Annotated in this window: 29 protein-coding genes; 27 read left to right on the top strand and 2 right to left on the bottom strand. The window is 65.2% G+C overall.

Going from position 1 to position 23776, the window contains the following annotated elements; translation table 11 throughout:
• A complete protein-coding gene (gene fliS / locus BMY91_RS07750) occupies positions 1-456 on the top strand; it encodes a flagellar export chaperone FliS (protein ID WP_090820538.1) in 456 nt (151 codons plus the stop codon).
• Positions 446-727, top strand: coding sequence for a hypothetical protein (locus BMY91_RS07745; RefSeq protein ID WP_090820536.1), 282 nt, complete (start codon positions 446-448; stop codon positions 725-727). The genes fliS and BMY91_RS07745 overlap by 11 nt, the downstream gene beginning before the upstream one ends.
• Here BMY91_RS07745 and BMY91_RS07740 read toward each other — a convergent pair.
• On the bottom strand, positions 724-1953 hold the full coding sequence (locus BMY91_RS07740; RefSeq protein WP_090820534.1) for an amidohydrolase: 1230 nt from the start codon (positions 1951-1953) through the stop codon (positions 724-726). The genes BMY91_RS07745 and BMY91_RS07740 overlap by 4 nt on opposite strands.
• Before the next feature lie 92 nt (positions 1954-2045).
• On the opposite strand from BMY91_RS07740, the gene BMY91_RS07735 reads away from it, so the two are divergent.
• From BMY91_RS07735 to BMY91_RS23585, 10 genes are all read left to right on the top strand, one after another.
• A complete protein-coding gene (locus BMY91_RS07735) occupies positions 2046-2696 on the top strand; it encodes a cyclodeaminase/cyclohydrolase family protein (protein ID WP_090820722.1) in 651 nt (216 codons plus the stop codon).
• Positions 2697-2899: 203 nt separating this feature from the next.
• Complete coding sequence (gene flgB / locus BMY91_RS07730; RefSeq protein ID WP_090820720.1) at positions 2900-3241, top strand: flagellar basal body rod protein FlgB; 342 nt, start codon at positions 2900-2902, stop codon at positions 3239-3241.
• On the top strand, positions 3241-3633 hold the full coding sequence (locus BMY91_RS07725; protein WP_090820532.1) for a flagellar basal body rod protein FlgC: 393 nt from the start codon (positions 3241-3243) through the stop codon (positions 3631-3633). Before flgB ends, BMY91_RS07725 begins: the two co-directional genes overlap by 1 nt.
• Complete coding sequence (locus BMY91_RS07720; RefSeq protein ID WP_090820530.1) at positions 3633-3947, top strand: flagellar hook-basal body complex protein FliE; 315 nt, start codon at positions 3633-3635, stop codon at positions 3945-3947. The genes BMY91_RS07725 and BMY91_RS07720 overlap by 1 nt, the downstream gene beginning before the upstream one ends.
• Complete coding sequence (fliF, locus tag BMY91_RS07715; RefSeq protein ID WP_090820528.1) at positions 3947-5581, top strand: flagellar basal-body MS-ring/collar protein FliF; 1635 nt, start codon at positions 3947-3949, stop codon at positions 5579-5581. Before BMY91_RS07720 ends, fliF begins: the two co-directional genes overlap by 1 nt.
• Entirely contained in the window at positions 5578-6606 is a 1029-nt protein-coding gene (gene fliG / locus BMY91_RS07710; RefSeq protein WP_090820526.1) for a flagellar motor switch protein FliG, read from the top strand. Before fliF ends, fliG begins: the two co-directional genes overlap by 4 nt.
• Entirely contained in the window at positions 6596-7219 is a 624-nt protein-coding gene (locus BMY91_RS07705) for a FliH/SctL family protein (protein ID WP_090820525.1), read from the top strand. The genes fliG and BMY91_RS07705 overlap by 11 nt, the downstream gene beginning before the upstream one ends.
• A complete protein-coding gene (locus BMY91_RS07700; protein ID WP_090820523.1) occupies positions 7216-8544 on the top strand; it encodes a FliI/YscN family ATPase in 1329 nt (442 codons plus the stop codon). The genes BMY91_RS07705 and BMY91_RS07700 overlap by 4 nt, the downstream gene beginning before the upstream one ends.
• Positions 8541-8966, top strand: a complete 426-nt coding sequence (locus tag BMY91_RS07695) for a flagellar FliJ family protein (RefSeq protein ID WP_090820521.1) — start codon at positions 8541-8543, stop codon at positions 8964-8966. The genes BMY91_RS07700 and BMY91_RS07695 overlap by 4 nt, the downstream gene beginning before the upstream one ends.
• Positions 8963-9628, top strand: coding sequence for a C40 family peptidase (locus tag BMY91_RS23585; RefSeq protein ID WP_090820518.1), 666 nt, complete (start codon positions 8963-8965; stop codon positions 9626-9628). Before BMY91_RS07695 ends, BMY91_RS23585 begins: the two co-directional genes overlap by 4 nt.
• A gap of 176 nt (positions 9629-9804) precedes the next feature.
• Here BMY91_RS23585 and BMY91_RS22925 read toward each other — a convergent pair whose 3' ends face one another.
• On the bottom strand, positions 9805-10428 hold the full coding sequence (locus BMY91_RS22925; RefSeq protein WP_143054049.1) for a hypothetical protein: 624 nt from the start codon (positions 10426-10428) through the stop codon (positions 9805-9807).
• A 69-nt stretch (positions 10429-10497) separates the two neighbouring features.
• Between BMY91_RS22925 and BMY91_RS22920 the strand changes: the two genes are divergently transcribed.
• The 15 genes from BMY91_RS22920 (at position 10498) to BMY91_RS23100 (ending at position 23775) form a co-directional block, all read left to right on the top strand.
• Positions 10498-11871: a flagellar hook-length control protein FliK gene (locus tag BMY91_RS22920; RefSeq protein ID WP_143054048.1), complete on the top strand. Its 1374-nt coding sequence runs from the start codon at positions 10498-10500 to the stop codon at positions 11869-11871.
• A gap of 18 nt (positions 11872-11889) precedes the next feature.
• Positions 11890-12324, top strand: coding sequence for a flagellar hook assembly protein FlgD (locus BMY91_RS07680; RefSeq protein ID WP_090820514.1), 435 nt, complete (start codon positions 11890-11892; stop codon positions 12322-12324).
• A 46-nt stretch (positions 12325-12370) separates the two neighbouring features.
• Positions 12371-13543, top strand: coding sequence for a flagellar hook protein FlgE (locus BMY91_RS07675; RefSeq protein ID WP_090820512.1), 1173 nt, complete (start codon positions 12371-12373; stop codon positions 13541-13543).
• A gap of 108 nt (positions 13544-13651) precedes the next feature.
• Entirely contained in the window at positions 13652-13933 is a 282-nt protein-coding gene (locus BMY91_RS07670) for a flagellar FlbD family protein (RefSeq protein WP_090820510.1), read from the top strand.
• A 3-nt stretch (positions 13934-13936) separates the two neighbouring features.
• The gene (locus BMY91_RS07665; protein WP_090820508.1) at positions 13937-14755 is read left to right on the top strand and encodes a motility protein A; all 819 of its coding nucleotides are present in this window, start codon (positions 13937-13939) and stop codon (positions 14753-14755) included.
• On the top strand, positions 14752-15573 hold the full coding sequence (locus tag BMY91_RS07660) for an OmpA/MotB family protein (protein ID WP_090820506.1): 822 nt from the start codon (positions 14752-14754) through the stop codon (positions 15571-15573). The genes BMY91_RS07665 and BMY91_RS07660 overlap by 4 nt, the downstream gene beginning before the upstream one ends.
• Before the next feature lie 62 nt (positions 15574-15635).
• The gene (locus BMY91_RS07655) at positions 15636-16532 is read left to right on the top strand and encodes a flagellar motor switch protein FliM (RefSeq protein ID WP_090820718.1); all 897 of its coding nucleotides are present in this window, start codon (positions 15636-15638) and stop codon (positions 16530-16532) included.
• Positions 16529-17260 carry a flagellar motor switch protein FliN gene (gene fliN, locus BMY91_RS07650; RefSeq protein WP_090820504.1) on the top strand — a complete coding sequence of 244 codons (732 nt, stop codon included), beginning with the start codon at positions 16529-16531 and terminating at the stop codon, positions 17258-17260. Before BMY91_RS07655 ends, fliN begins: the two co-directional genes overlap by 4 nt.
• Complete coding sequence (locus BMY91_RS07645; protein ID WP_090820503.1) at positions 17261-17797, top strand: FliO/MopB family protein; 537 nt, start codon at positions 17261-17263, stop codon at positions 17795-17797.
• 107 nt (positions 17798-17904) lie between these two features.
• Positions 17905-18651, top strand: a complete 747-nt coding sequence (fliP, locus tag BMY91_RS07640; RefSeq protein ID WP_090820716.1) for a flagellar type III secretion system pore protein FliP — start codon at positions 17905-17907, stop codon at positions 18649-18651.
• Entirely contained in the window at positions 18651-18926 is a 276-nt protein-coding gene (fliQ, locus tag BMY91_RS07635) for a flagellar biosynthesis protein FliQ (protein ID WP_090820501.1), read from the top strand. The genes fliP and fliQ overlap by 1 nt, the downstream gene beginning before the upstream one ends.
• A gap of 1 nt (position 18927) precedes the next feature.
• On the top strand, positions 18928-19686 hold the full coding sequence (locus tag BMY91_RS07630; protein ID WP_090820499.1) for a flagellar biosynthetic protein FliR: 759 nt from the start codon (positions 18928-18930) through the stop codon (positions 19684-19686).
• On the top strand, positions 19687-20772 hold the full coding sequence (locus BMY91_RS07625; RefSeq protein WP_090820497.1) for an EscU/YscU/HrcU family type III secretion system export apparatus switch protein: 1086 nt from the start codon (positions 19687-19689) through the stop codon (positions 20770-20772).
• Positions 20769-22820, top strand: a complete 2052-nt coding sequence (locus tag BMY91_RS07620; RefSeq protein ID WP_090820495.1) for a flagellar biosynthesis protein FlhA — start codon at positions 20769-20771, stop codon at positions 22818-22820. The genes BMY91_RS07625 and BMY91_RS07620 overlap by 4 nt, the downstream gene beginning before the upstream one ends.
• The gene (locus BMY91_RS23100; RefSeq protein ID WP_090820493.1) at positions 22798-23775 is read left to right on the top strand and encodes a hypothetical protein; all 978 of its coding nucleotides are present in this window, start codon (positions 22798-22800) and stop codon (positions 23773-23775) included. The genes BMY91_RS07620 and BMY91_RS23100 overlap by 23 nt, the downstream gene beginning before the upstream one ends.
• The last annotated feature ends 1 nt before the right edge of the window (position 23776 follow it).

The following is a 23776-nucleotide window of genomic DNA, read 5'->3' as shown; positions in this document are numbered from 1 at the left end:
ATGACCTACAGTGCACTCCGCGCCCAGCAACTCTCCCGGTACAACGATGACGCCGTCCTGTCTGCTCCTCCGGCGCGGCTGCTCACCATGCTGTACGACCGGCTCCTGCTGGACCTCAAGCGCGCCCAGCTGGCGCAGGAGAACGGCAACTGGGACGTTGCGCGGGAAAACTTGTTGCACGCCCAAGCGATCGTCGCCGAGCTGCGGTCCACGTTGCGGACCGATGCCTGGGACGGGGCGGCCTCACTGGCGAGCATCTACGACTACTCCATGGAAGCCCTGATTGGTGCCAACATCTACCGCGATGTGGAGCGGACCAAGGAATGCATCGAGCTCCTTGAACCACTGCGGCAGGGCTGGCATGAGGCCGCAGCACAGTTGCCGGCCGATGCGCCTGCCGCTGCTGTTCCTGCTTCCGTTCCTGTTGCCAGCGGCAGGGCCCTCGGTGTCGCCTGACACGTGGTCCGCAATATTGGACGGCTTTGAACGGGACATCGCCTTGGCCGTTTCCGGTGGCATCGTCCCGCCGTGGACGCCCCCTATGGACGCTGGCCCCCTGCCTGCGGCGCTGGCCGACCGTGCCCGGCGCGTTCTGGACGCCCAGGCGGACGCCGTGGCCATCCTTAAACGCGCAAGGCACGACGCCGGCACGCAGCTTGGTGCCATCGACGCCGTGCCGTCGGGCGCGGCCTTGGCCCGGCCGCTGTTGCTGGACGTACGCGGTTAGCTCGTGCCGGTGCTCCCGAGGAATTCCCGCGCTGCCGTCACCAACGCTTCCGATCCTTTGGCCAGGGTGGGCCGGATGACCGGAGCGAAGTAGGGCGAGTGGTTGGAAGGGATGTCCTCCGGGAGCCGGCCGGTGGTGGCCCACTCCTGGAAGAGGGCAGGGTCAGCCCCACCCAGGAACCAGAACACCAAAGGAGCGCCGGCCGCCGTGGCCAGGGCTCCGACGTCCTCGCTGCCGGAGACGGGGCCGGGATCGATCACTTGGTTGTGGCCAAACTTGGCCTTGAATGCTGCGGCAATCCTGTCGGCAGCCGGGGCGTCGTTGACTGTCAGCGGGAAATGCTCCTCGTAGTGGAACTCCGGTTCTTTGGGTGCTCCTGAGGCGGTCGCTTCGCTCTGGACGATCCGTTCGATGGAGCCAAGGATCTTGTCCCGGGTGGCATTGTTGAAGGAACGCACGCTGAGCCCCAGCGTCGCCGTTTCCGGGATGATGTTGTTCTTGGTCCCGGAATGGATTTGCCCAACGGTCACCACGGCGGAATCACTGGCTGCGAGTTCACGGGAAACGATGCCCTGCAAACGAACAGTGGCTGCCGCGGCCATGAGCACAGGATCCACGGTGGTTTCGGGCCGGGACCCGTGGCCGCCTTGGCCGTGCAAGGTGATGTTCAGGGAATCTGCCGATGCCATGGTGACACCGGAGCGGACGCCAAACCATCCGGCGGGGAAGGGTGCCACGTGCTGCCCCAGGACGACGTCTGGTGTGGGCACCCGGTCATAAAGACCGTCGGAGACCATGGTTTGCGCGCCGCCACCCCATTCTTCAGCCGGCTGGAAGACGGCGATCAGGGTGCCCTGCCACTCGTTGCGGTGCGTGGCCAGCGTTTCGACTGCGCCAACCAGGCACGTCACATGGACGTCGTGCCCGCAAGCGTGCATCACCGGAACGTCCTTGCCGTCATGATCGACGCCGACAGCCGTGCTGGCGTAGTCCAGGCCCGTTGATTCCTTGACGGGCAAGGCATCCATGTCAGCGCGGAGCATGACCACCGGACCAGGGCCGTTTTCCAGGACACCCACCACTCCGGTCTTTCCCACACTGCGGTGCACGGCGAAGCCCAGGTTCTCAAGGTGCCCCGCGGCGATCCCGGCGGTCCGGACTTCCTGGAAGGAGAGCTCAGGGTTCGTGTGCAGGTCCTTGTAAAGCTCTTCGAGGTCAATGGTCATGGGTTTGCCCTTTTCTTTCGACACCGTAGGTCTGGCCAGTGTATCCACACGAAAATCTGCGCGGCCTGGGAATCCCGGGCACACTGGGTGGCATGAATGATGCGGGGAAGGTTTCTACGCGGCGATCCACAGTTGAGGAGTGGACGCGGGCCCTTGCCGAATCCACTGGGTCCCCGGGCGGCGGTGCGGGGACAGGGGTGATGCTGGCCATCGCCGCGTCCCTGACGTCCATGGTGGCGGGGTACACGGAGGGTGGCCATGCCGGGTTGGCAGACGTTCACGCACGGGCGCGGGCGCTGCGCGAAACTGCGCTCACGTTGGCTGACCAGGACGCCGAGGCCTCCACAGCATTCGGTGCCGCCTTTCGGCTTGATCCGGGGCCCGAGCGGGACGACGCGATTCATCGTGCATCCGTTGCCGCCGCGAAGGCCTCTGCCGTGCTGGGCGAGCGGGCGATCGAAGCCATAAAGGACCTGTCGTGGCTTGCCTCCCATGGCAACCCGGCGCTGATTGCGGACGTGGTGGTGGCTTGTGGAGCATTGCGGGCAGCGATAGCCGGGGCCCGCACCAATGTCAGTTTCGACCTCTCATCGCTCACCTCTGCCGGCGCCGACCTGGAGGAGGTCCGGAAAGACCACCCGCATCTGTGGGACACCGTCAGCCGGCTGAGCAACGCCCTGGACCGGATCGACGAGCTGACGGCAAGCGTGGACCACAAGGCTGCGCCGACGGACGGCTTGTGAGGCCTGGTATGCGTGCCAAATCCCCGGGAAGGGGCGCAGATCGGGCCACGCAACGGCAGAAAATTAAGTGCGCACAACGTTTGCAAAATTAGTCCGCTGATTTTCCTAACGTGGTGTGGTACCTGGCCGATAGCTGTTCCTGAGCAGGGATCGCTCGATGCATGGCCACGGATTGGCCTTACGACACCACCAGGCAGGACTTTGTGCTTGAATCCGTGACTTCCGCCGCCTTGGCCAGCGCCTTGGACGCGCTTTCCTTGCGCCAGCGGACCATTGCCAACAACATCGCGAATGTGAATACACCCAACTACCACGCCAAAAGGGTCTCCTTTGAGGATCAGTTGGCGGCCTCTGTGCGTTCCGGCGATGGCAACGTGAATGCCACGATCTCCCCGTCCGATGAGCCAACCCGGACCGACGGAAACAACGTCAACCTGGATACCGAAACCCTCTCCAACATCGACACCGTGCTGCGCTACCAGTTCGCCTCGAGGGCCGCAGCCGGAGAATTTACCTCCCTTCGCACCGCGCTGAGGACCAACTGATGACGTTCGATGCCATAGGAATCGCGGGCTCCGCGCTGACTGTCCACCGCAAATGGCTGGATGCGGTCTCGGACAACCTCGCCAACATGAACAACGCCTCCCGCACCGATGGCGAGGCCTTCCGCGCACGCTATGTGGAGGCGGCCGAAGGGAACAACGGTGATGGTGTCTACGTCAAGAGCACACCCCTCGGGGACGGAGAAGGCCGGATCGTCTACCAGCCGGACCACCCCCTGGCTGACGCGGACGGCAATGTGCGCTACCCGGACATCGACATGGCTGAGCAGATGGGCACGCTGATCATCGCCCAGCGTGGCTACCAGGCCAACGCCCAGGTGGTGGATCGGGCACGCGAAACGTACCTGGCCGCCCTCGAGATAGGAAAATCCTGATGGCTTTGGGCCCCCTTGAAGCGATCCAGGGTGTCACAGGCACCGGCTACGTCGGCACGGGGAGCGTCGGGGCTTCCCAAGCGGCCACCACAGGCGGCGACTTTGGCGCCGCGCTGACAGGCGCCGTCGACAATTTGCAGTCCTTGCAATCAACGTCCAAGGAACTGGCGGTATCCGCGGTCACCGGCAATCTGGATGACATCCACAAAGCCACCCTTGCCTCGACGCGCGCACAGGTCACCTTTGAACTGGTGGCCGCCGTCCGGAACAAGGGTATTGACGCGTTCAACGAGATCATGAGGATGCAGGCCTGATGCCACCCGGGATTACCCAGTTCTTCCGCAAACTTGGCAGCGGAGTCCAAGCTTTTTCGCCCGCCCAACGGACCCTCGCGATCCTGGGTGTGGCCGTGCTGGTTCTTGGCGGCGTCGCGCTGACGGCCTGGTTGGGGAAGCCTGCCTACTCGCCGCTGTTTTCCGGGTTGAAGGACACGGACGCCAACAGCATCGTGGAGCAGCTCCGCAAGGACAACATCCCCTACGAGCTGAGCAACGGTGGGTCCACCATCCTGGTCCCGGAGGACAAGGTCTACGACGAACGGCTCAAGGCCGCCGCCGCCGGACTCCCGTCAGCTGCTGCCACCGGATATTCGTTGCTGGACAAACTGGGTGTCACGTCCTCCGAATTCCAGCAGTCGGTCACCTACAAGCGTGCCCTGGAAGGTGAACTGAGCACCACGGTCCAGGCCATGGAGGGCGTCAAGAGCGCCGCTGTCAGGCTCGCGATCCCTGAGAAGTCCGTGTTCGTGGACACTGCACCGGAGGCCACGGCCTCCGTGTTCGTGGAAACCCAGCCCGGCACAACACTCTCTTCTGACAAGGTGCAGGCCATTGTGCACCTGACATCTGCGGCCATCGAAAACCTGAAGCCCACCAATGTCTCCGTGGTCGATTCGCAAGGAAACGTCCTCTCCACGGTGGGCGGCGGTGCCACCGGATCTTCATCAAAGCAGGCCTCCGACTACCAACAACGCACCTCCGACGCCGTCCGTGCAGTCCTGGACAGCGTGGTGGGACCCGGCAATGCAACAGTGGCCGTCGCCGCAGACGTTACCGCTGAATCCGCCCAGCAGCGCAGCGAAACCTTCACGCCCGCCGCAGACACCCCGGCCCTGAGTGAGTCCACCAAAACCGAAAAGTACACCGGAACCGGCGGCGGAGCTGCGGGCGTCCTCGGCCCGGACAACATCGCAGTCCCGGGCGGCACCGACGGCAACGGAAGCTACGATTCCAGCGATACCACCAAGAACAACGCCGTCAACAAGGTCACTGAAGACCGCACCATCCCGCAAGGCGCCGTGAAACGCCAGACCATCTCCGTGGCCATCAACCAGGCCGCGGCAGGCGGCGTCAACGTGGATTCGGTGCGCGCCCTGGTCACCTCAGCGGCCGGGATCAATGCAGAGCGGGGCGACGTCGTCACGGTGGAAGTGCTGCCGTTCAGCACAGCAGCCGCAGACAAAGCCGCTGAAGCCCTGGGCGCCGCCCAAGCAGACGCGGAAGCTGCCAAGGACGCTGCGCTGATGAACACGCTCATCCTCGCCGGCAGCATCATGCTGGCCGCCATCGCCTTGATCGTCGCGGTGCTCATTACCTTGAAGCGTCGCCAGCGGCGGGAGCCCGTGGACCTTGGCGAGCGGGATCCCTACGACGCCCTCCCGGAAGGCATCCCCACCCCGGCCTTGACCGGGCCGGCCACCACCGCCATCGAACTGACCTCCATCCAGCCCCCGGCTCCCATCCAGCCCACACCCGCGTTGCCGCTCCCGGGCTCGGACGCTTTGGACGGCGAACTGAAGCGAGCGCAAATCGAGGCCATGGTAGCGGACAACCCTGCCCGCACAGCCGAATATCTGCGCGGACTCATGGATGAAAGGCAATCCGTATGAGCCATGCCGTCCCGGAAGCCTCAGCCTTGAACGGAGTCCAGAAGGTAGCGGTGGTGCTCATGCAGATGAGCCCAAGCAGTGCCGCCGCCGTGATGGCGCAGTTCTCCGAATCCGAAGCGGAGGACATCGCCGCCGAGATCGTTCGGCTCCGCCGCGTGTCGTCGGTGGTGGCAGACCACGTCATCAACGAGTTCCACGGACTGGCCGTCAGCGGCCGCCGCACGGCCCGCGGCGGCCAGGAATTCGCCGTCGGACTTCTTGAAGCGTCGTTCGGTGCTGACAAGGCCGCCGGTTTCATGGACCGCCTGGCGTCCACCATGGCCGGAAAATCCTTCGAGTTCCTGGAAATGATGGACCCCGGCCAGATCCTGGCGCTGATCGACGGTGAGCTGCCGCAAACCATCGCACTGATCCTCGCCCACCTGCGGCCGGGCAAGGCTTCAGCAGTGATGTCCGGACTGGGAGACGTGCAACGGATCGAGGTTGCCCGGTGCATCGCCACCATGGGCTCGGCGTCTCCGGAAGCGGTGGGCATCGTGGCTGAGACACTCAAGGTCCGGGCTGGTGCTGTGATGTCGCAACGGAAATCCAACGAGGTCGTCGGCGGCATACAGCCGTTGGTGGACATCATCAACCGCTCCGACGTCAACACTGAACGCTCCGTCCTGGATGGTTTGGGCACGCTGGATCCGGAGCTCGCCACCGAGGTTCGCGCGCGGATGCTCACCTTCGTGGACATCGTGAAGCTGGAGCCGCGGGACATCCAGCAAATCCTCCGCGGGGTCAGCGCCAACGTCCTGGCCGTGGCCATGAAGGGTGCCCCGCCAGTGGTCCTGGACACCGTCCGCGCCAACATGTCCGGCCGCAACCTGGAAATCCTCGAATCCGAAATGGCCGCCTCCGGTCCCGTCCGTGCCTCGCAGGTTGAGGAAGCCCGGGCTGAGATCGTCCGGTCCATCCGCGAGCTCGAAGCCGAAGGTGCCATTGTGGTCCGGCGCGGGGACGAGGACGACTTTGTCTACTGAGCACGTCACCCGCGTCACGTTTCCTTCTGTCAGCGCGCCCGACCGGTCCGGCGAACCCGATCGCGCCTTCGTTCAAGGCCATGCCGCCGGTTACGCCGCAGGGATGCAAGCCGCCGCGGCCCAGCAGCTCCAACTCCAACAGCGCTTGCGGCGTGAGCATGAGCAAATGCTCGACGCCGAGCGCTCGGCTTTGGCGCGGGCGCTCCAGCTTTTGCAGGCGGCAGCCAGCGCGGCGCAGCAGCGCCAGGAAGTGGCTGTGGCAGACGTGCAGGATGTGCTGGCTGCCGGCTCCATGGAGCTTGCCGAAGCAATCCTTGGCTACGAACTTGCCCGGGGAGAGAACACCGCGCACGCCGCGCTGGAACGTGCCCTTGGAACGCAAGGTGGCGGCAGCACCGGCGTCGGACGTGTCACCGCGGTACGCCTCCACCCGCGTGACCTCGAAGTTCTGAAGGCCGCCGGCGCAGCAGACATCGCGGGGGTGCAACTGCAGGCCGATGCCACGCTGAACCTGGGTGACGCCGTCGGGGAGTATCCGAACGGGTGGATCGACGCGCGAATCGGTGCCGCGCTTGAACGGGCCAAGCAGGCCCTGCTGGGAGCCGGGGCGTGAGGCCCCACACGGAGCGCTTCCGTGCAGCCGTGGCTGCCGCCGCCCCGCAGCGGGTAGGGACCGTGACCTCCGTGCTGGGCCTGGGACTGGAAATTGCAGGGCTGGATTGTGCCGTAGGCGAGCTCGTGACCGTCGGCGCGGGCCGTGAAACGCTCGACGCCGAAGTAGTGGCCTCGGTCAGTGGCGCCGTGCGGTGCATGCCCCTTGGCCGGTTGACGGGTGTCGCCGCCGGGGCTCCCGCGCGGGCCAAAGGCACTCCCATGCTGGTGCCCACCGGCGCCGGGTTGTTCGGACGGGTCCTGGATGCCCTGGGCCGGCCCATCGATGGAAAAGGCCCGCTTCCCGTGTCCCGCATGGTGCCCTTGGACCAGGAAGCACCGTCGGCCATGAGCAGGGCACGCATCGACACGCCCCTGCAGACCGGAGTGCGCGTCCTGGACACCATGACCACCCTGGGGCGCGGCCAACGCATGGGCCTCTTCGCCGGCTCAGGCGTGGGAAAGTCCTCCTTGCTGTCCATGGTGGCCCGGGGAACCGACGCCGAAGTGTCAGTGATCGCCTTGGTGGGGGAGCGCGGCCGTGAAGTCCGCGAATTCCTCGAAGACGATCTGGGACCCGAAGGACTTGCCCGCTCCGTGGTGGTGGTTGCCACCTCCGACGAACCAGCCCTCATGCGCCTGCGAGCAGCGGTCACCGCCACCCGCATCGCCGAGTCATTCCGCGAGGCCGGCAAGGACGTGGTGCTCATGATGGACTCCCTGACCCGCGTGGCCATGGCCCAGCGCGAGATCGGCCTCTCCGCAGGCGAGCCGCCCGCCACACGCGGCTACCCGCCCTCCACCTTTTCTGTCCTGGCGCGGCTGCTGGAACGCGCCGGAACCGCGGAAACGGGCTCCGTCACGGGGATCTACACCGTGCTGGTGGACGGTGACGACCACAACGAACCCATCGCCGATGCCGCGCGATCCATCCTGGACGGGCACGTGGTCCTGGACCGCAAACTCGCCGTCACGGGGCATTTCCCCTCTGTTGACGTGTTGGGCTCGGTGTCGCGCGTGGCATCCAAAGTGAACGCGCGTGACAACACTGCGCTCGCCGTCACGCTCCGGCGGGTCCTGGCGGCGCGGCGGGGTGCCCAGGACCTGATCGATGTGGGCGCGTACCGGCACGGCAGCAACCCGCTGGTGGACGCTGCCTTGGATCACGAGGGCGCCATCAACCAGTTCCTGCGGCAGGGCATGGGCGAATCGACTCCCCACAGCCAGTCCTGGGCTGGGCTGTCCCGACTCTCAGCGCACTTTGGAAACTTTGAAGGAGCCGCGTGAACCGACAATTCTCCTTGGCCGGACTCTTGAGGCTGCGGCAGGCCGAACAGAAGTCCGCGGAAAGCGGGTTGGCCGCGGCCAACTCCCGTTCGGCATCGTTGCGGGTGCGTCGGGCCGAAGCCCGCGAAGCATTGGCGGATTCCGCCGGGCGGCCCGGCGACTCGGCCTCTTTGCTGGCCATCGCCGCCGCGCGCGCGTCCTCGCGGAGCATGCTGGCGGAGCTTGAGGCCTTGGCCGCCAGCGCCGAGGCCGATGCTGCCGAGGCCCGCGCCGAATACACGGAAGCGAAGCGTCGCGCTGTGGGGCTTGAGAAGCTCGAAGTCCGGCACGACGCCGAATACGCCGCCTCCGCCCTCCGCGCAGAACAAGGCGTCCTGGATGAAATCGCCTCCACCGCTTGGCACAGGAAGGCCACCTCATGAGCATGACCGACGCCATTGGGCGGATTCAAACCATCGAAGCCTCGCTGCAGCAGCTGGCCCAGGGGGCGCGTGTTTCGGCTGCCTCGTCCTCTTCTTCCTCGGTCAGCGCCGCGTCCGCGGCCGACGCAGCGTCCTTTGCTTCTGCGCTGAGCAGCGCGATGGGGACCTCGTCGTCGTCCGCTTCGCTGGCGTCCGGGTTGAGTGCTGCGGGCTTGGGGTCGCTGCTGCCGGCTGCCGGAAGTACGACGCCGACCTCGGGGGCGGCGGCCGTCGGAGCCAGCGGTGGCGCGGTGTCGGGTGACGCCGTGGTGGCAGCGGCCAAAAAGTACATCGGAGTGCCCTACGTCTGGGGTGGCACCAACCCCGCAGTGGGCATGGACTGCTCCGGCTTTGTCCAAAGGGTCTTCAAGGATCTTGGGGTAGAGCTGCCGCGCGTAGTCAGCGACCAAATGCAGAAGGGCACGCCCGTCGCTTCCTTGGCGGAGGCCAAGCCTGGCGACCTCCTGGTCAGCTACGGCGGCGAACACATCTCCATCTATCTGGGCAACGGCAAGGCCATCGATGCTCCCGTGCCGGGCCAGACCATCCAAATCCGGGATGCTTGGGAGAAGTACTCCAACCTGACGTCGATTCGCCGGATCGTACCGGCCGGGGGCTCGTGATGCAGCCGCTGGTTGGGAGTGGCGGCTCGCGTGCGGGTGCTGGCGCTGCGGGTGCTGGTGGTGCTGCTGGTCGTGCGGGTGCGGGTGCTGCGGGTGCTGGGGCCTTCGAAGCTGTGATGGCTTCCGAGGTAGGGTCTTCGGCCCACTTCGATGGTTCGCTGCCCATTCGACGTTTCCTACCGTCTAATCCGCAGGGAACCCCCGAACCGGGTGGTCCCGGGGCGGGCGAAGCTGGGCACGCTGGTGTGCCTGGGGCTGCCGGTGTGCTTGGGGATGCGGCTGCCCGCGTGGCCGCGGCTGCCGGTGTGCTTGGGGATGCGGGTAGGCCCGGGGAGTCCGGTGTGCCTGGGGGTGCGGCTGGGTCTGGGGATTCCGGTGTGCTTGGGGGTGCGGCTGGGTCTGGGGATTCCGGTGTGCTTGGGGCCTGCGAGGGCGGGTCTTCTGCCCACTTCGATGGTTCGCTGCCCATTCGTTGGCTGGATCGGCACACTGCGCAGGGAACCCCCGAATCCGGTGGTCCTGGGGCGGGCGAAGCTGGGCACGCTGGTGGGCCTGGGGCTGCCCGTGAGCTTGGGGAAGCGGCTGCCCGCGTGGCCACGGCTGCCCGTGTGCTTGGGGATGCGGCTGCGTCTGGGGAGTCCGGTGTGCTTGGGGATGCGGGTGTGCTTGAGGTCGGCGAGGGCGGGTCTTCTGCCCACTTCGATGGTTCGCTGCCCATTCGTCGGCTGGATCGGCACACTCCGCAGGGAACCCCCGGATCGGGTGTGCTCGGGGCGGACGTTGCTGGAGTACCCGAGCATGATGATGATCCAGACCCGGCCGCTGCAGCCCCCGTAGCTGGGGCTCGCGTTGCGGATGGTGTGACTGGGGTGGCTGCTCCGTTTGTTCAGACTGCTGCACCAATCCCTCCCGCCGGTGGAGTTCCGGCAAACCTGAACCCTGGTTCCGACAGGTCGGCGCCGGGCCACTTCGATGCCTCGCTGCCGGTTCGTGGGTTGGAACGGCTCGTTTGGCAGGGAACCCCCGAACCGGGCAGCGACGCGCAGGGCGTCGACACCGTCCGTGCGAATGCGATCGTGCCTGGGGCCGCTGGGGTGTCCGCCATTGGGAACGCGGGCGTGACTACGGCCGCTGGGCTGTCCGTGGCGGTGTCCGTCCCCGGCGATTCGAGAGTGCCCGTCGGTGCTCAGACCGTTTCAGAGATTTCTGGGGTTTCAGGGAATGGAGGAGCCGGTGGTGGCCAGGTGTCGCCGGCCCACCTCGATGGCTCCGTGAACGCCGGACCCTTGCTGCCGTCGAATCCGCAGGGAACTCAACAGACGGGGGCGATCCAGGCCCTGGAACCGGCCCAAATCACCGTACACTCTGCAGCAGCGCAGTCCGCAGCAGCACAGCCCGTACCAGTGCAGTCGGCACTCACCGCGGAGCGGGCACTCACTGCACAGCCCGTACCAGCGCAGCCTCTGGCACCACCGGCCGTACCAGTGCAGCCCGTACCAGCGCACCCAGTATCAGTCCAGTCGGCACTCGCCGCGCAGGCCCCGGCAGCTCAGCCCGAGCACACCGCACAGCCCGCACCAGCACAGCCAGTACCGGCACAGCCCGAACACACAACCCCGCCCCCAACTGCGCAGCCAGCGCCCATCCTGCCGTTCACGCCCACACTCACACCAACACCCCCGACGACCCCTCAGTCCAGCCCGCAGCCAGCCTTGGCCCCCCAGCTCGCCACACCCCTGTTCTCGCTGGCGTCGGCTGCGCCCGGGGAGCACGTGATGACGCTGCGGGTCTCCCCTGAGGACCTTGGACCCCTCACCGTCCGTGCCCACATCGATGGCACAGGGGTGCGTATCGAGTTGTTCGCAGCGGGGGATGCAGGCAGGGAGGCAGTGCGGCACATCCTTCCGGAACTGCGGCGAGGGCTTGAAGACTCCGGGGCCAGCCTGAGCCTCTCTTCCCACAACAGCCCACCCGACGCCGGCAAGGACGGCCACGGCACAGGTCAAGGCCCGGGCCAGGGCACGGGTCACGGCACGGGTCACGGCACAGGCCACGGCGCGGGACAAGGCACAGGCCAAGGCACAGGACCCGGCATGGGATCACGTGATCCGGACGCCCAATCCCGACGCTCAGGTGACACCGGGGCAAACGGTGCCGATGACCAACCACAGCAACGACGCCAGCTGCCACCCGGCGTCGTCCATGACCCAAGCAGTCCACACCGCCTGGACATCCTCGTCTGACGTGAAGGAGAGACAACCATGACCATTTCCGCAATTGCGGCCAACAACGGCGTCGGATCGGGGGAGGCTGTTCGTGCTCCCGTGAAGACCATGGATTCCGAAGTTTTCATGTCCTTGCTGGTCACACAGTTGAGGTACCAGGATCCCAGTGCCCCCATGGACACCAATCAGATGATGAGCCAGTCGGTGCAGCTTTCCATGATGGAGAAAATGACTGAGCTGACGGCGGGCGCCAAGGAGAGCTTCTCGCTGCAGATGCGTACCGCGGCGGCCCAGATCATCGGCACCCAGGTGAGCTACACGCTGTCCGACGGCACCAAAGGCTCGGGCGTTGCCAGCGCCGTGTCCTTTGCCGATGGTGTTCCGACGGTCACCGTGGGGGATGCGAAAGTGCCATTGGACCTGATCACCGGCATGACTGCGGCCGGGCAGACAAACAGCACCACCACCTGACTCAAACCCACACTTACCCCGAACCAACCCGAAGAAAGGCAACACCATGCTCCGTTCGCTGTACTCCGGAATTTCCGGCCTCCGAGCCCACCAGACCATGCTTGACGTCACCGGCAACAACATCGCCAACGTCAACACCACCGGCTACAAGACGTCGTCGGCCCAGTTCCAGGACACGCTCTCGCAGATGACCCAGGGCGCGGCCGGCCCGCAGCAGGACGTGGGTGGTTCCAACCCGGCGCAGATCGGGCTCGGCGTCCGGGTGGCCGGTGTGAGCACAAACTTCGGCCAGGGTTCATCGCAGAGCACCGGCCGCGGCACTGACCTGATGATTTCCGGCGAGGGCTTCTTTGTCACCGGCAAGGGCACGCAGCAGTACTACACACGTGCGGGCAACTTCCAGATGGACGCTGCGGGCCGCCTGGTCAGTCCCGACGGCGGTATCCTCCAGGGCTGGACGGCCACCAACGGCGTGGTCAACACGGGCGGAGCTACAGGACCCATCACGTTGTCCCCGGACACCACCGCGCCGGCAGTTGCCACGAGCAATGCGACCCTTGGCGGCAACTTGCCGTCGGACGCAGCAGTGGGAACGTCTGTGGAGCGCCAGGTCAAGGTGTACGACGCCAACGGAGCAGAGCGCAGCCTCACGCTGACGTTCAGCCGCTCGGCCACTGGCTGGACGGTGGCCGGGGCGGATGCCAATGGCGCCACGGGTGCTTCCACCCTCACCTTCGCGAATGGAGCGCTGACGTCGGGCGGCACCATGACGGTTGGCGGCATCACCGTGAACATGGGGGCGGTCACAGGATTCGCGCAGATGAGCACCTTGGCGGTCACGGGTCAGAACGGAGCAAAAGCCGGTGAGCTTGAGTCATTCACTCTGGCCGGCGACGGTTCCCTGATCGGTTCCTTCAGCAACGGCGCCAAGGAAGTCCTGGCACGTGTTGCCCTGGCCCGCTTCACCAACCCCGAAGGCCTCGAAAAGGCCGGCGGTTCCACCTACGTTGCCACGGCAAACTCCGGTGCCGCCCAGCTGGGCGTTGCCGGCGAGGGTGGGCTTGGTTCGCTGGCCTCCGGTTCGTTGGAGATGTCCAACGTGGACCTGTCCCAGGAATTCACCAACCTGATTGTGGCGCAGCGTGGTTTCCAGGCCAACGCCCGCATTATCACCACCTCTGATGAGGTCCTGCAGGAACTGAGCAACCTGAAGCGCTAGGCAGAGCGGGGGAGGCGGTGATCCGGCCGCCTTCCTAACGCCTGGCCCTTCCCGGCCGACAGTAGGGACAGAACCACCTCCAGCCACAACCCATCCCAGAAACGGCCCATGATCGTTGTCACCCGCCTGAACGGCACACGCTTCGCCGTGAATCCGGACATCCTTGAACGGATCCATGAGAGTCCGGACACCCACTTGGTGACGCTCGACGGCGCCGCTTACGTTGTGCGCGAATCGCTGGCTGAGGTGGTGGAGCTGATCGCAAACTACCGTGCGGGGGTGCTTCGCCGCGCCCACGACCTTCCCGCCGTGACGGGCTATCCGCTGAGCTTGGTCCGGTCCCCGGATGCGGAAGAAGACCCGCACTCCAACCACCCGAACGGAAGGTAGTCCATGACAATCGTCGGTCTGCTGCTGGCCTTTGCATCCGTGGTGGCCATGGTCACCTTGGAGCACGCGAACCTGATGTCGCTGCTCCTGCCCGCGCCCATGATCCTGGTTTTTGGTGCCACCATCGCTGTGGGGCTGGCCGGAAACACCTTCCATGACGTGCTCCAGGCCTTCAAGGATGTTCCCAAGGCGTTCATCGGAAAGCCTGCCAAACCCACGGCGAGCATCGACGAGTTGGTCCGTCTTGCCGAGAAGGCCCGCAGCGACGGCCTGCTGTCCCTCGAAGAGGAAGCCAACAACGCCAAGGACCCGTTCCTGCAGCGCTCGCTGCAAAACATCGCCGACGGCACGGACGCCGAGGAACTGCGCCTCCTCATGGAGGACGAAATCGACACCAAAATGCGTGCCGATCATGTGTCTTCCAAGTTCTTCGCCGCTCTGGGTGGTTATGCACCCACCATTGGCATCATCGGCACTGTGGTCTCGCTGACCCACGTGCTGGAAAACCTGTCCTCGCCCGATCATTTGGGACCGATGATTGCTGCGGCATTCGTGGCCACCCTTTGGGGCCTGCTGTCGGCGAACTTCATTTGGCTGCCGTTGAGTGCCAAGCTCAAGCGCCTGTCCGAGCTGGAAGTAGAGCGGATGACTCTCCTTATGGAGGGCTTGCTCGCCGTGCAAAACGGCACCCAGCCGCTGCTGCTCGCGGAACGGCTGCGGGCCATGGCCCCGGCCGAGACCAAGGGGAAGTCCAAGGAAACCAAGGACAAAGCGGACGACGCCGGCAGGCCCGGCAAACTTTCGGCGTCCAGGGCAGCATGAGGTCCCGCAGGAGACGCGGCGGCCAGCCAGAGGAGCACCACGTCGACGAACGCTGGATGGCCTCCTATATGGACATGGTCACTGTGCTGATGTGTATGTTCATTGTCCTGTTCGCAATGTCGTCGGTGGACCAGGACAAATTCGAGAAACTGCGCAATTCCCTGGCTACAGGCTTCGGCACGCAGATCAGCCAGAAGGTGGACACCGCCACAGGGGTGGTGGTGCCCGCGGAGCTCGCGGCATCGGACGGGGAGGGATTCTCCGCCTTGGATCTGGCGCTGAAGGAAGTGGACAAGCTCACTGCCCTCGAAAACGAGATGAAGGCCAAGCTGGATGCCCAGGGCCTGGGCGCCAACGTGCAGTTCGACGTGGGGGAGCGCGGACTGACCGTGAAGCTGGTGGGTTCCCAAACGTTCTTCCAGCCTGACATGCCGGACCTGACCAACCGTGCGCTGGAGATCCTGAGGACCATCGCACCCACGGTGGTGGGCTCCGGGCTGGAGGTCATGGTGGAGGGCCACGCCGCCAAAGGCATCACTGCCTACGCCTCCACGTGGGAGCTTTCTGCCGCGCGATCTGTCAACGTCCTGAGGTATTTTGTGGACGATTCCGGCATGCCGCCCGGCCGGATCGGCGCGGTGGCTTTCGGTGCCGCCCGGCAGGTGACGGACGATTCCACTGAGGAGCTCATGGAACTGAACCGGCGGGTGGACGTGGTTTTGCTGTCCGCCAGCCCTGAGGATGTCCGGGCATTGATACCAGGGGCCATTGAGGCGCAGACCCAGGAGTCGGCAGCGGCCGCGAAGGCGGCAAAGTAGTCCTCGGATAGTCGTGGGCAGAATGCCTTACGCGCTGTGCTGACCTGCCGATAGTGCCATCCGTGGGAGAACAGGAAGATCGCGCGGCGGTACGCCAGCGCACTGTGGACGTCTATGACTTCCGCCGACCCACCACCTTGCCCCGCCAGCACAGCCGGGTGCTGGAAGTGGCTTTTGAAACTTTCGCCCGCCAGTGGGGCACGCAGCTCACGGCCAAGGTCCGGTTGAAATCCACTGCCACGCTGGAACAGCTGAGCATGCAGAGTTACGACGAGTACTCCGCGTCCCTCCCGTCCGTCACGTCCATGGTGTTGTGCCGGATCGATGGCAGCGAGTCCCGGCTGGTCATCCAGTTTCCCGCGACGGCCGCACTTTCCTGGCTGAGCCGAATGCTCGGTGGCTCAACGGACACCGCGGTCCCGGAACGGAAGTTCACGCAGATTGAACATGCGCTGCTTTCCCGGATGGTGGAGGAAGTGCTGGAGGATCTCCGGTATTCCCTGGGCAACCTCCTCACCCAGACGGTGGCGATGGATGGCATCCAATACAACTCCCAGTTTGCGCAGGCAGCGGCGCCATCGGAACTCATGATCGTGGCCTCCTTCAGCGTCAATGTGGGCGAGAACCAATGTGCCGCCACTCTGGCCGTTCCTGCCGATGTGCTCCTTTCCAGGTTGGGCGACGTGAACCCCACCGTCCATAGCGTGGACAACGAGGCATTGGTCCGGGCGCAGCTCGCCCAGGTTCCGGTGGATGTTGCCGTCCAGTTGACCCCCGCTCCGGTGACTCCCGCGCAGATCCTGGGGCTCGCCGTCGGCGATGTCCTGCACCTGCCGCATCTGGAAAACCGTCCGTTCGACGTCACCATCAACGGCACCCGCCTGGCTACGGCCGCGGCTGCCCGCCACGGCTCCAGGGCCGCCGCCGTCATCGTCACAACCGAGGAGCACCAGCGATGAGCAACATCTTGACCCTTCAGGCGGCGGCAGCCGAACGTCTTGCCCTGCATCTGCCGAGTGCTTCCACGCTGCGCGTTGCGGGCATCGTCCCGGCGCAGGACGCAACCGCCTATGCCTCACCTGCCGTGACGGCCACGTTTGTGGGTGCCTCGACTGCCGACTTCGCCCTGCTGCTGGTGGACCGTTCGTTTCTGGCCGCCGCAGGAGGCTCCGGGCTGGTGGGTGCCGTGTCCGCCGTCGACGTCCTGCGTCCCGCTTTGGAACAGGCCGCGTCCGCGTTCGACGCCGGTGTGCTGGGGGAGTTGCGGGAAGAAGACGCCGCCGGGCTGCTGTCCGACCCGGGAACTGCGGTGTTCGAACTCAGGGACGCCCATCAGGCGAACGACGGCGGTGCCCCCTTTGCGTGGTTCGCTGTCCGAGTGCGGGACAACGGCGGCACCCTGAACACGGCCCGCGCCGGTCAGGACAGTGACGTGGCTGCCAGGCTGGGCCTCATCAGCAGTGTGGAAATGGCGTTGACTGTGGAGATTGGACGTACCCGGATGTCTGTCCGGGACGCCCTGGCACTGGAGCCCGGACGCGTCATTGAGTTGGACCGCTCTGCCGGTGCGCCCGCGGATGTGCTGCTCAACGGACGGTTGATCGCCCACGGTGAAGTAGTGGTGGTGGATCAGGACTACGCAGTCCGCATCACCCGCATCCTGGACGGGGCAGAGGGAACGCTGTAGATGGACTCATTCATCCTCGGCCTGCGGGTACTGGTTGCCCTCGGCGCTGTTTTGGGTCTGATCTGGTTCGTCCAGAAGCGCCTCGGCAAAGGTAAGGGAAGGCGTCGGGCCGATGCTGCGCTTACTGTTGTGAGCCGCCAAGTGGTGGGCCAGAAAGCCTCGGTGGTGGTGGTCGACGCCGGCCACAAACGCTTCCTCCTGGGGGTCACGGAACACGCGGTGACTGTGCTGGACAGCAGTGACGCGCCCGTAGTCGTTCCGGAAGCTGCCGAAGCTGTGGAGGAACAGACTCCGGCCAGCTTTGCGGAACTGTTCCGGCAGGCTTCGGGTGAGCCTGTGCCAATGCCACGTGCTGATCCGCTGGGGCCAGTGACGGGATCACTGCCCGTGTTGCGTCGGCGCAGCGAACTCCACCGGGGCGGCCAGCCGCACCGCGCGGTTGATTCCGCCCGGCAGGCGCCGCCGATGCACGGTTCCATTCTGTCCGCCTCCACTTGGCGCCAAGCCTCGGATGCCTTCAGGGGACGCCGCAATTGAACCGAACCGCTGGTTTGGGCTTGGCCCCCCGGAGATGGCTTGCCGGGCTGCGACCCTGGTCCGTGCTGTGGGTTGCCCTCCTCACGGCAGCTTTGTTGTGGCTGGGCATGGCGGCGGCGCAAGCGACACCCATCGACCCCACCCAGCCCACTCCGCCAACCCCGCCCGCGGCGCCTGGAGCCGGCGGTAACGTCAGCATTGACATCAACGGGCTGGACGGGACACCTTCCACTGCCGTTGTGACCCTCATCGGGATCACGCTGCTGTCCGTGGCCCCGGCGCTGCTGCTCATGATGACCTCGTTCACCAAGATCTTCGTTGTCCTGGCCATGACCCGGAACGCTTTGTCCTTGCCGGCCATCCCACCCAACCAGGTCCTGGCCGGCCTGGCGTTGTTCCTCTCCTTGTTTGTGATGTGGCCGGTGGTGTCAGACATCAACACGGTGGCGGTGCAGCCCTACCTGAACGGCGGGCTGGACTTCAACGGTGCGATGAGCGCCGGGTGGTCCCCGCTGCAGCACTTCATGTTGGCCCACACCCGTGAAGAGGACATCGCGCTGATGACCCGGGCCGCGAAGATGGATAATCCGGCCAACCCCGAGTCCGTCCCGTTCCAGACCCTGGTCCCGGCGTTCATGATTTCCGAACTCCGTGCCGCGTTCATCATCGGGTTCGTCATCTTCATCCCGTTCCTGGTGATCGACCTCGTGGTCTCGGCCGCCCTGATGTCCATGGGCATGATGATGCTTCCGCCGGTGATGATTTCACTGCCCTTCAAGATCCTGTTGTTTGTCCTGGTGGACGGTTGGGGAATGGTCATTACCTCCCTGATCCAGAGTTATTCGAGCGGCTGATGGATACGAATGCAGTCCTGGACATCTGTCTTCAGGCCATGATTATTGCCGCGAAGCTTGCAGCGCCAACCCTCATTACCGCCTTGGTGGTTGGCCTGGCCATTTCCCTGTTGCAATCCATCACCCAATTGCAGGAAGCCACATTGTCGTTCGTCCCCAAGGCGGTGGCGGTGGCCATTGCCTTGGTGGTTTGCGGCCATTGGATGATTTCCGAAATGGTCGCCTTTACCAACGAATTGTTCGCCCGCATCCCAGGACTGATCGGCGGAGCGTGAGGTGGACATTCCCATCGACCAGTCGTGGATCCAGGTGCTGCTGTTGGCCTCGGTCCGCATGACGGCTTTCCTGGTGGTGGCTCCGCCGTTCGCCCACCACGCCATCCCGGCCCGCATCAAAGCGATGCTGGGGATCGGACTGGGGCTTGCCGTTTCGCAGCGGCTTTCTGCCGGCTCTGTCCCCGCGGATACGGCCGGCTTCATCATGGCCGTGGTTCTCGAGTTGGTCACGGGCCTGTTTCTCGGCTTCCTGGTGATGGTGATTTTTGCCGCGATCCAGTCCGCCGGCAGCTTGGTGGACCTGTTCAGCGGTTTTCAGATGGCCCAGGCTTTCGATCCTCAGATGATGGTCAACGGGGCCCAGTTCACCCGGCTGATGCAGATGGCGGCGTTGGCTCTGCTTTTTGCCTCGGACGGGTACCAGATGGTGATCGGCGGCCTCACGGGAAGCTTCAATGCCTTGCCGCTGGCAGGCGGCATCGATCTCAGCAAACCCGTCGACGCCATGATTACGGCCCTCACCGGGATGTTCCTCGCAGCGGTCCAGATCGCCGGCCCACTGCTGGTGGTCCTTGTGCTCGCAGATGTGGGACTCGGCCTCCTGACCCGTGTGGCCCCGGCACTCAACGCCTTCGCACTCGGGTTCCCGTTGAAGATCTTCATCACGCTGGCGCTTGCCGGCTTCTTGTTCCTGGCGCTGCCCAGGTTGGTGGCCATCCTCGCCGAGCAAGCGGCCAAGACTCTGATGGGGGTGGGCTGAGTGGCGGATTCACAGGAGAAATCCGAGCAGGCCACGGACAAACGCATGCGCGAGGTCCGGGAGAAGGGCCAGCTCTCCAGGTCGCAGGACCTCATGGCGTGGCTGGCTGTGGGTGCCGCTGCCGCGATGCTTCCGGCCACCATTGACCACGCTTCCAACGCCGCCGTGGACCAATTGTTCACGGTGAAGAGCGTCATTGCTGAGCCCGAGCCCGCCAAAGCTGTTGCAGCACTGGAAGCGGGGCTGGGTTCCTTGGCTGGAATCCTGGGGCCGTTGCTGCTGGTTGTCACGGTGGTGGTGTTGGCGGGATCGGCCTTGCAGGGTGGCATCCGTTTCAAGAAGTTCCGTGCGGAGTTCGAGCATTTCAACCTGCTCGCGGGCTTCAAGAGGATGTTTGGTGGCCAGGCACTTTGGGGAGGTGTCAAAGCGTTGCTGAAGACCGCCGTCGTGGGTCTTGTCCTCTACGCCGTGGTGCAGGGGCTGATGCCCGTGCTGTTGACGGCCGGCGGGCTCCCCGTGGCCGGTGTGCTGGCTGCCGCTGCCGGCGGAATCGGTGCGCTCATCCAGTTCGCCGTAGCTGCGGGCTTAGTGTTGGCTGCCGCGGACATTTTTGTGGTGATGCGCCGCAACCGCAAGAAGACCCGGATGTCCAAAAAAGAAGTCCAGGACGAGAACAAGAACACCGACGGTGATCCCCTCATCAAATCGCAGCGACGCTCGCGCCAACTCAGCATGAGCCGCAACCGCATGATCGGCGCGATCGGGGACGCCGATGTGGTGCTGGTCAACCCGACGCACGTGGCAGTTGCGTTGAAGTACGACGCCGGCAAATCGGCACCACGCGTCGTGGCCAAGGGCTCCGGGCTGATCGCTGCCCGCATCAGGGAAGAAGCCGAGACCAAAGGAGTGCCCATGGTCCAGGACATCCCCCTGGCGCGGGCCCTGCACTCGGCGTGCGAGCTGGGCCAGGAGATTCCGGTTGAGCTGTACCGCTCGGTTGCGGCAGTCCTGGCATTCGTGATGTCGCTCAAAACGCGGGGCACTGCACGGGGGATTCATCAGATGAGAGAGAGCTTCCAGCCATGAGCAATAACAAGTTCGCCCGGCTTTCGGTGCCGGTGGGAATTGTGGGCATCGTCCTGCTGCTGGTTGTTCCCCTGCCGGCGCCCCTGCTGGACTTCCTGATTGTCTGCAACATCCTGCTGGCACTCCTGATCCTGCTCACCAGCATGTTCGTGAAGAAGCCGCTGGATTTCTCGGTGTTCCCTTCGCTGCTGCTCGTTGCCACCCTGTTCCGGCTGGGACTGAACGTGGCCTCCACGCGGTTGGTGCTGGGCCAAGGTTTCGCCGGCCAGGTCATCGAGGCTTTCGGCAAGGTCACCGTGGGCGGCTCGCTGATCATAGGTGCAGTGGTGTTCCTCATCCTGGTGGTCATCCAGTTTGTGGTGGTCACCAAGGGTGCTGAACGTGTTGCCGAGGTGGGTGCACGCTTCACCCTGGATGCCATGCCGGGCAAGCAGATGGCCATTGATGCGGACCTCAACGCCGGACTCATCACGGACGCCCAAGCCCGTAAACGTCGTGCCGAAGTCTCTGCGGAAGCCGACTTCTACGGCGCAATGGACGGTGCTTCCAAGTTCGTGAAGGGCGATGCCATCGCGGGCATCATCATTATCATCATCAACTTCGTAGGCGGTATCGCCATCGGTGTGCTGCAGCGCGGCATGGATGCCGGCGATGCCCTGAACACCTATGGCCTCCTGACCATGGGTGATGGCCTGGTCACCCAGATTCCGGCCCTGCTCATGGCTGTCTCCACCGGCATGATCGTCACCCGCTCCAATGCCGAAGAGGACATGGGCCGTACGGCTTCCTCACAACTGATGCAGTCGCCCAACGCCCTGTTGATCGCCGGGCTGGCCGCCGGAAGCATGGCCCTCATTCCGGGCATGCCCATCCTTCCGTTCGTGGTGGTGGGAGCGCTGCTGGTTCTCGCCTCGCGCCGGGTAGCCAGCCAGCAGAAGCTCCAGGCGGAGGCCCAGGAAGCGGAGAGCGCTGCCTCAGTGATGGGGGAGGAAGATCCCAACGAGCGGCTCATGGAGGACATGCGCGTCCACCCCGTGGAGATCCTGCTGGCTCCGGACCTGGTGGACATCGTGTCCGGCGCCTCCGATGACCTGCTGGCCCGCGTCCGGTCACTCCGCCACAAGATCGCGATGGAACTCGGGCTCGTGGTTCCGCCCGTACGTACCCGCGATGCCATGGACCTGCCGCCGTCCACCTACGCCATCCGCATCGCCGGCGTCGAGGCCGGAAGGGGAGTGGCGCCGTCGGGCAAGCTGCTCGCCTTGGGCGAATTCCTGGACGCCCTTCCCGGAACCGCCACCATAGAACCCGTGTTTGGCCTGTCCGGCAAATGGGTTCCCACGGAGATGCGGCACAGCGCCGAAATGACCGGGGCCACCGTGATCGACCGCGTATCCGTGCTGGTCACACACCTGTCCTCGATTATCTCGGCCAATGCAGCCCGGCTCCTCACCCGCGAAGACGTCCGAGTGCTCACGGAAGGCGTCCGCAAGCAGAGCCCGTCTGCCGTGGAGGAACTGACGCCAAGCCTGATGTCCTTGGCCGAAATCCAGCGCGTGCTGCAGGGCCTCCTGGACGAGCAGGTCCCCATCAACGATCTCCCGCGGATTTACGAGGCACTCGCGCTGCGGGCCAAGGTGTCCACCGATCCGGAGGCACTCATCGAGTCGGCACGTCACGCCCTGGGGCCGGTGCTGGCCAACAAGTACCTCGACGGCGCGGTGCTCAACGTGATCATGATCGATCCTCTGCTGGAACAGTCCATGCTGGAGGACATGCGTCCGGCAGAAGGCGGAACGCAAATCGTCATGGGGCAAGCCAAGCTCGACGCCGTCCTCACGTCGCTTAAGTCGGCGGTGGAGGGTGCTGCCGCTGCCGGCAGGGAAGCCGTGCTGGTGTGCGCCCCCGCTTTGCGGCCCGCCATCCACCGGCTGGTTGCTGCTCCCGAAGGCGGAGTCCCTGTCCTGTCGTACCGGGAAGTGACGTCAGCAAACATCCGCATCGAAACAGTGGGGGTGGTTCGATATGCAGAAGCGCTTCAAGCTTAGTGGCGCATCCCTGGAAGCCATCAGGGCCAAAGCACTTCAGCAGTACGGGCCAGGAGCCAGGATTGTTGCTGCGGAGAAGGTCACCAATCCGGGCATTGCAGGGTTGTTCGCCGCAGCCAGGTTCGAGGCAACGGTGGAGGTGGCGGAAGTTCCCTCGGCGGGTACTGAGTCGCCGCCTCCCGCAGCATCCAGCCCCGCGCTCGAGCTTCATGGCCCCGCGCACGAGCTTCATGGCCCCGCCATTGCGGCCCTCCTGGAGCGTGCCGACGCCGCCGAACTTGAGCTTCACAAGCCCGCCCCTGCTCCAGTCTCCACCGCATCCCCGGACTTCGCAGGCCTGCTGGAACAACTGGGCAAGGAACTCCAACCAGCATCGCCGGCGCCCACCATGCCGGCTGGGGTGGCGTTGCCGACGTCGAACGCTGAGCCCGTTCCTGTCCCCATTCCTGTCCCCATGACGGGCGCCGGCAACCTCGTCGTCCTCCTCGGCCTGGGCGACGACGCCCTGGGACCGGCCCTGGAAATGTCCATCGCGGCAGGCGGCTCCGACGTCCGCACCGCAGGCCAGCTCAGTGCCTTCGGCCACCTCCACGTGCAAGGCCGTCACAGCGCGACGGCGGCACGCGCCCAAGCTGTGCTGACCGGGCAAACCGTGGTGGTTGCGTTCGGACTCGGCCGCCCCCGTGACGTGCCGGCGTCCGTGGCCCACATCGCAAGCCTCGCGGCCGACCAGCTGTGGATCGTCGCCGACGCACGGCGCAAGGCAGAAGACAGCAAAATCTGGATACAGGCATTGCAGGACCTGCTTGCCGGCGAGTCCGTGGCCGTGGACGCCCTCGCGGTGATCGGCGCCTCGGAAACGTCGACGCCGGAAACGGTGGACACGCTGGGCATCCCTGTCGGTTGGGTGGACGGCAATCCGGCCACAGCACCGGCCATAGGAAAGGTACATTGAA

It is taken from the genome of Arthrobacter sp. yr096, from assembly GCF_900108925.1.
Taxonomy (GTDB): domain Bacteria; phylum Actinomycetota; class Actinomycetes; order Actinomycetales; family Micrococcaceae; genus Arthrobacter.
The sequence above is the reverse complement of the archived record's forward strand: the minus strand, read 5'-3'. Positions and strand labels throughout refer to the sequence as shown.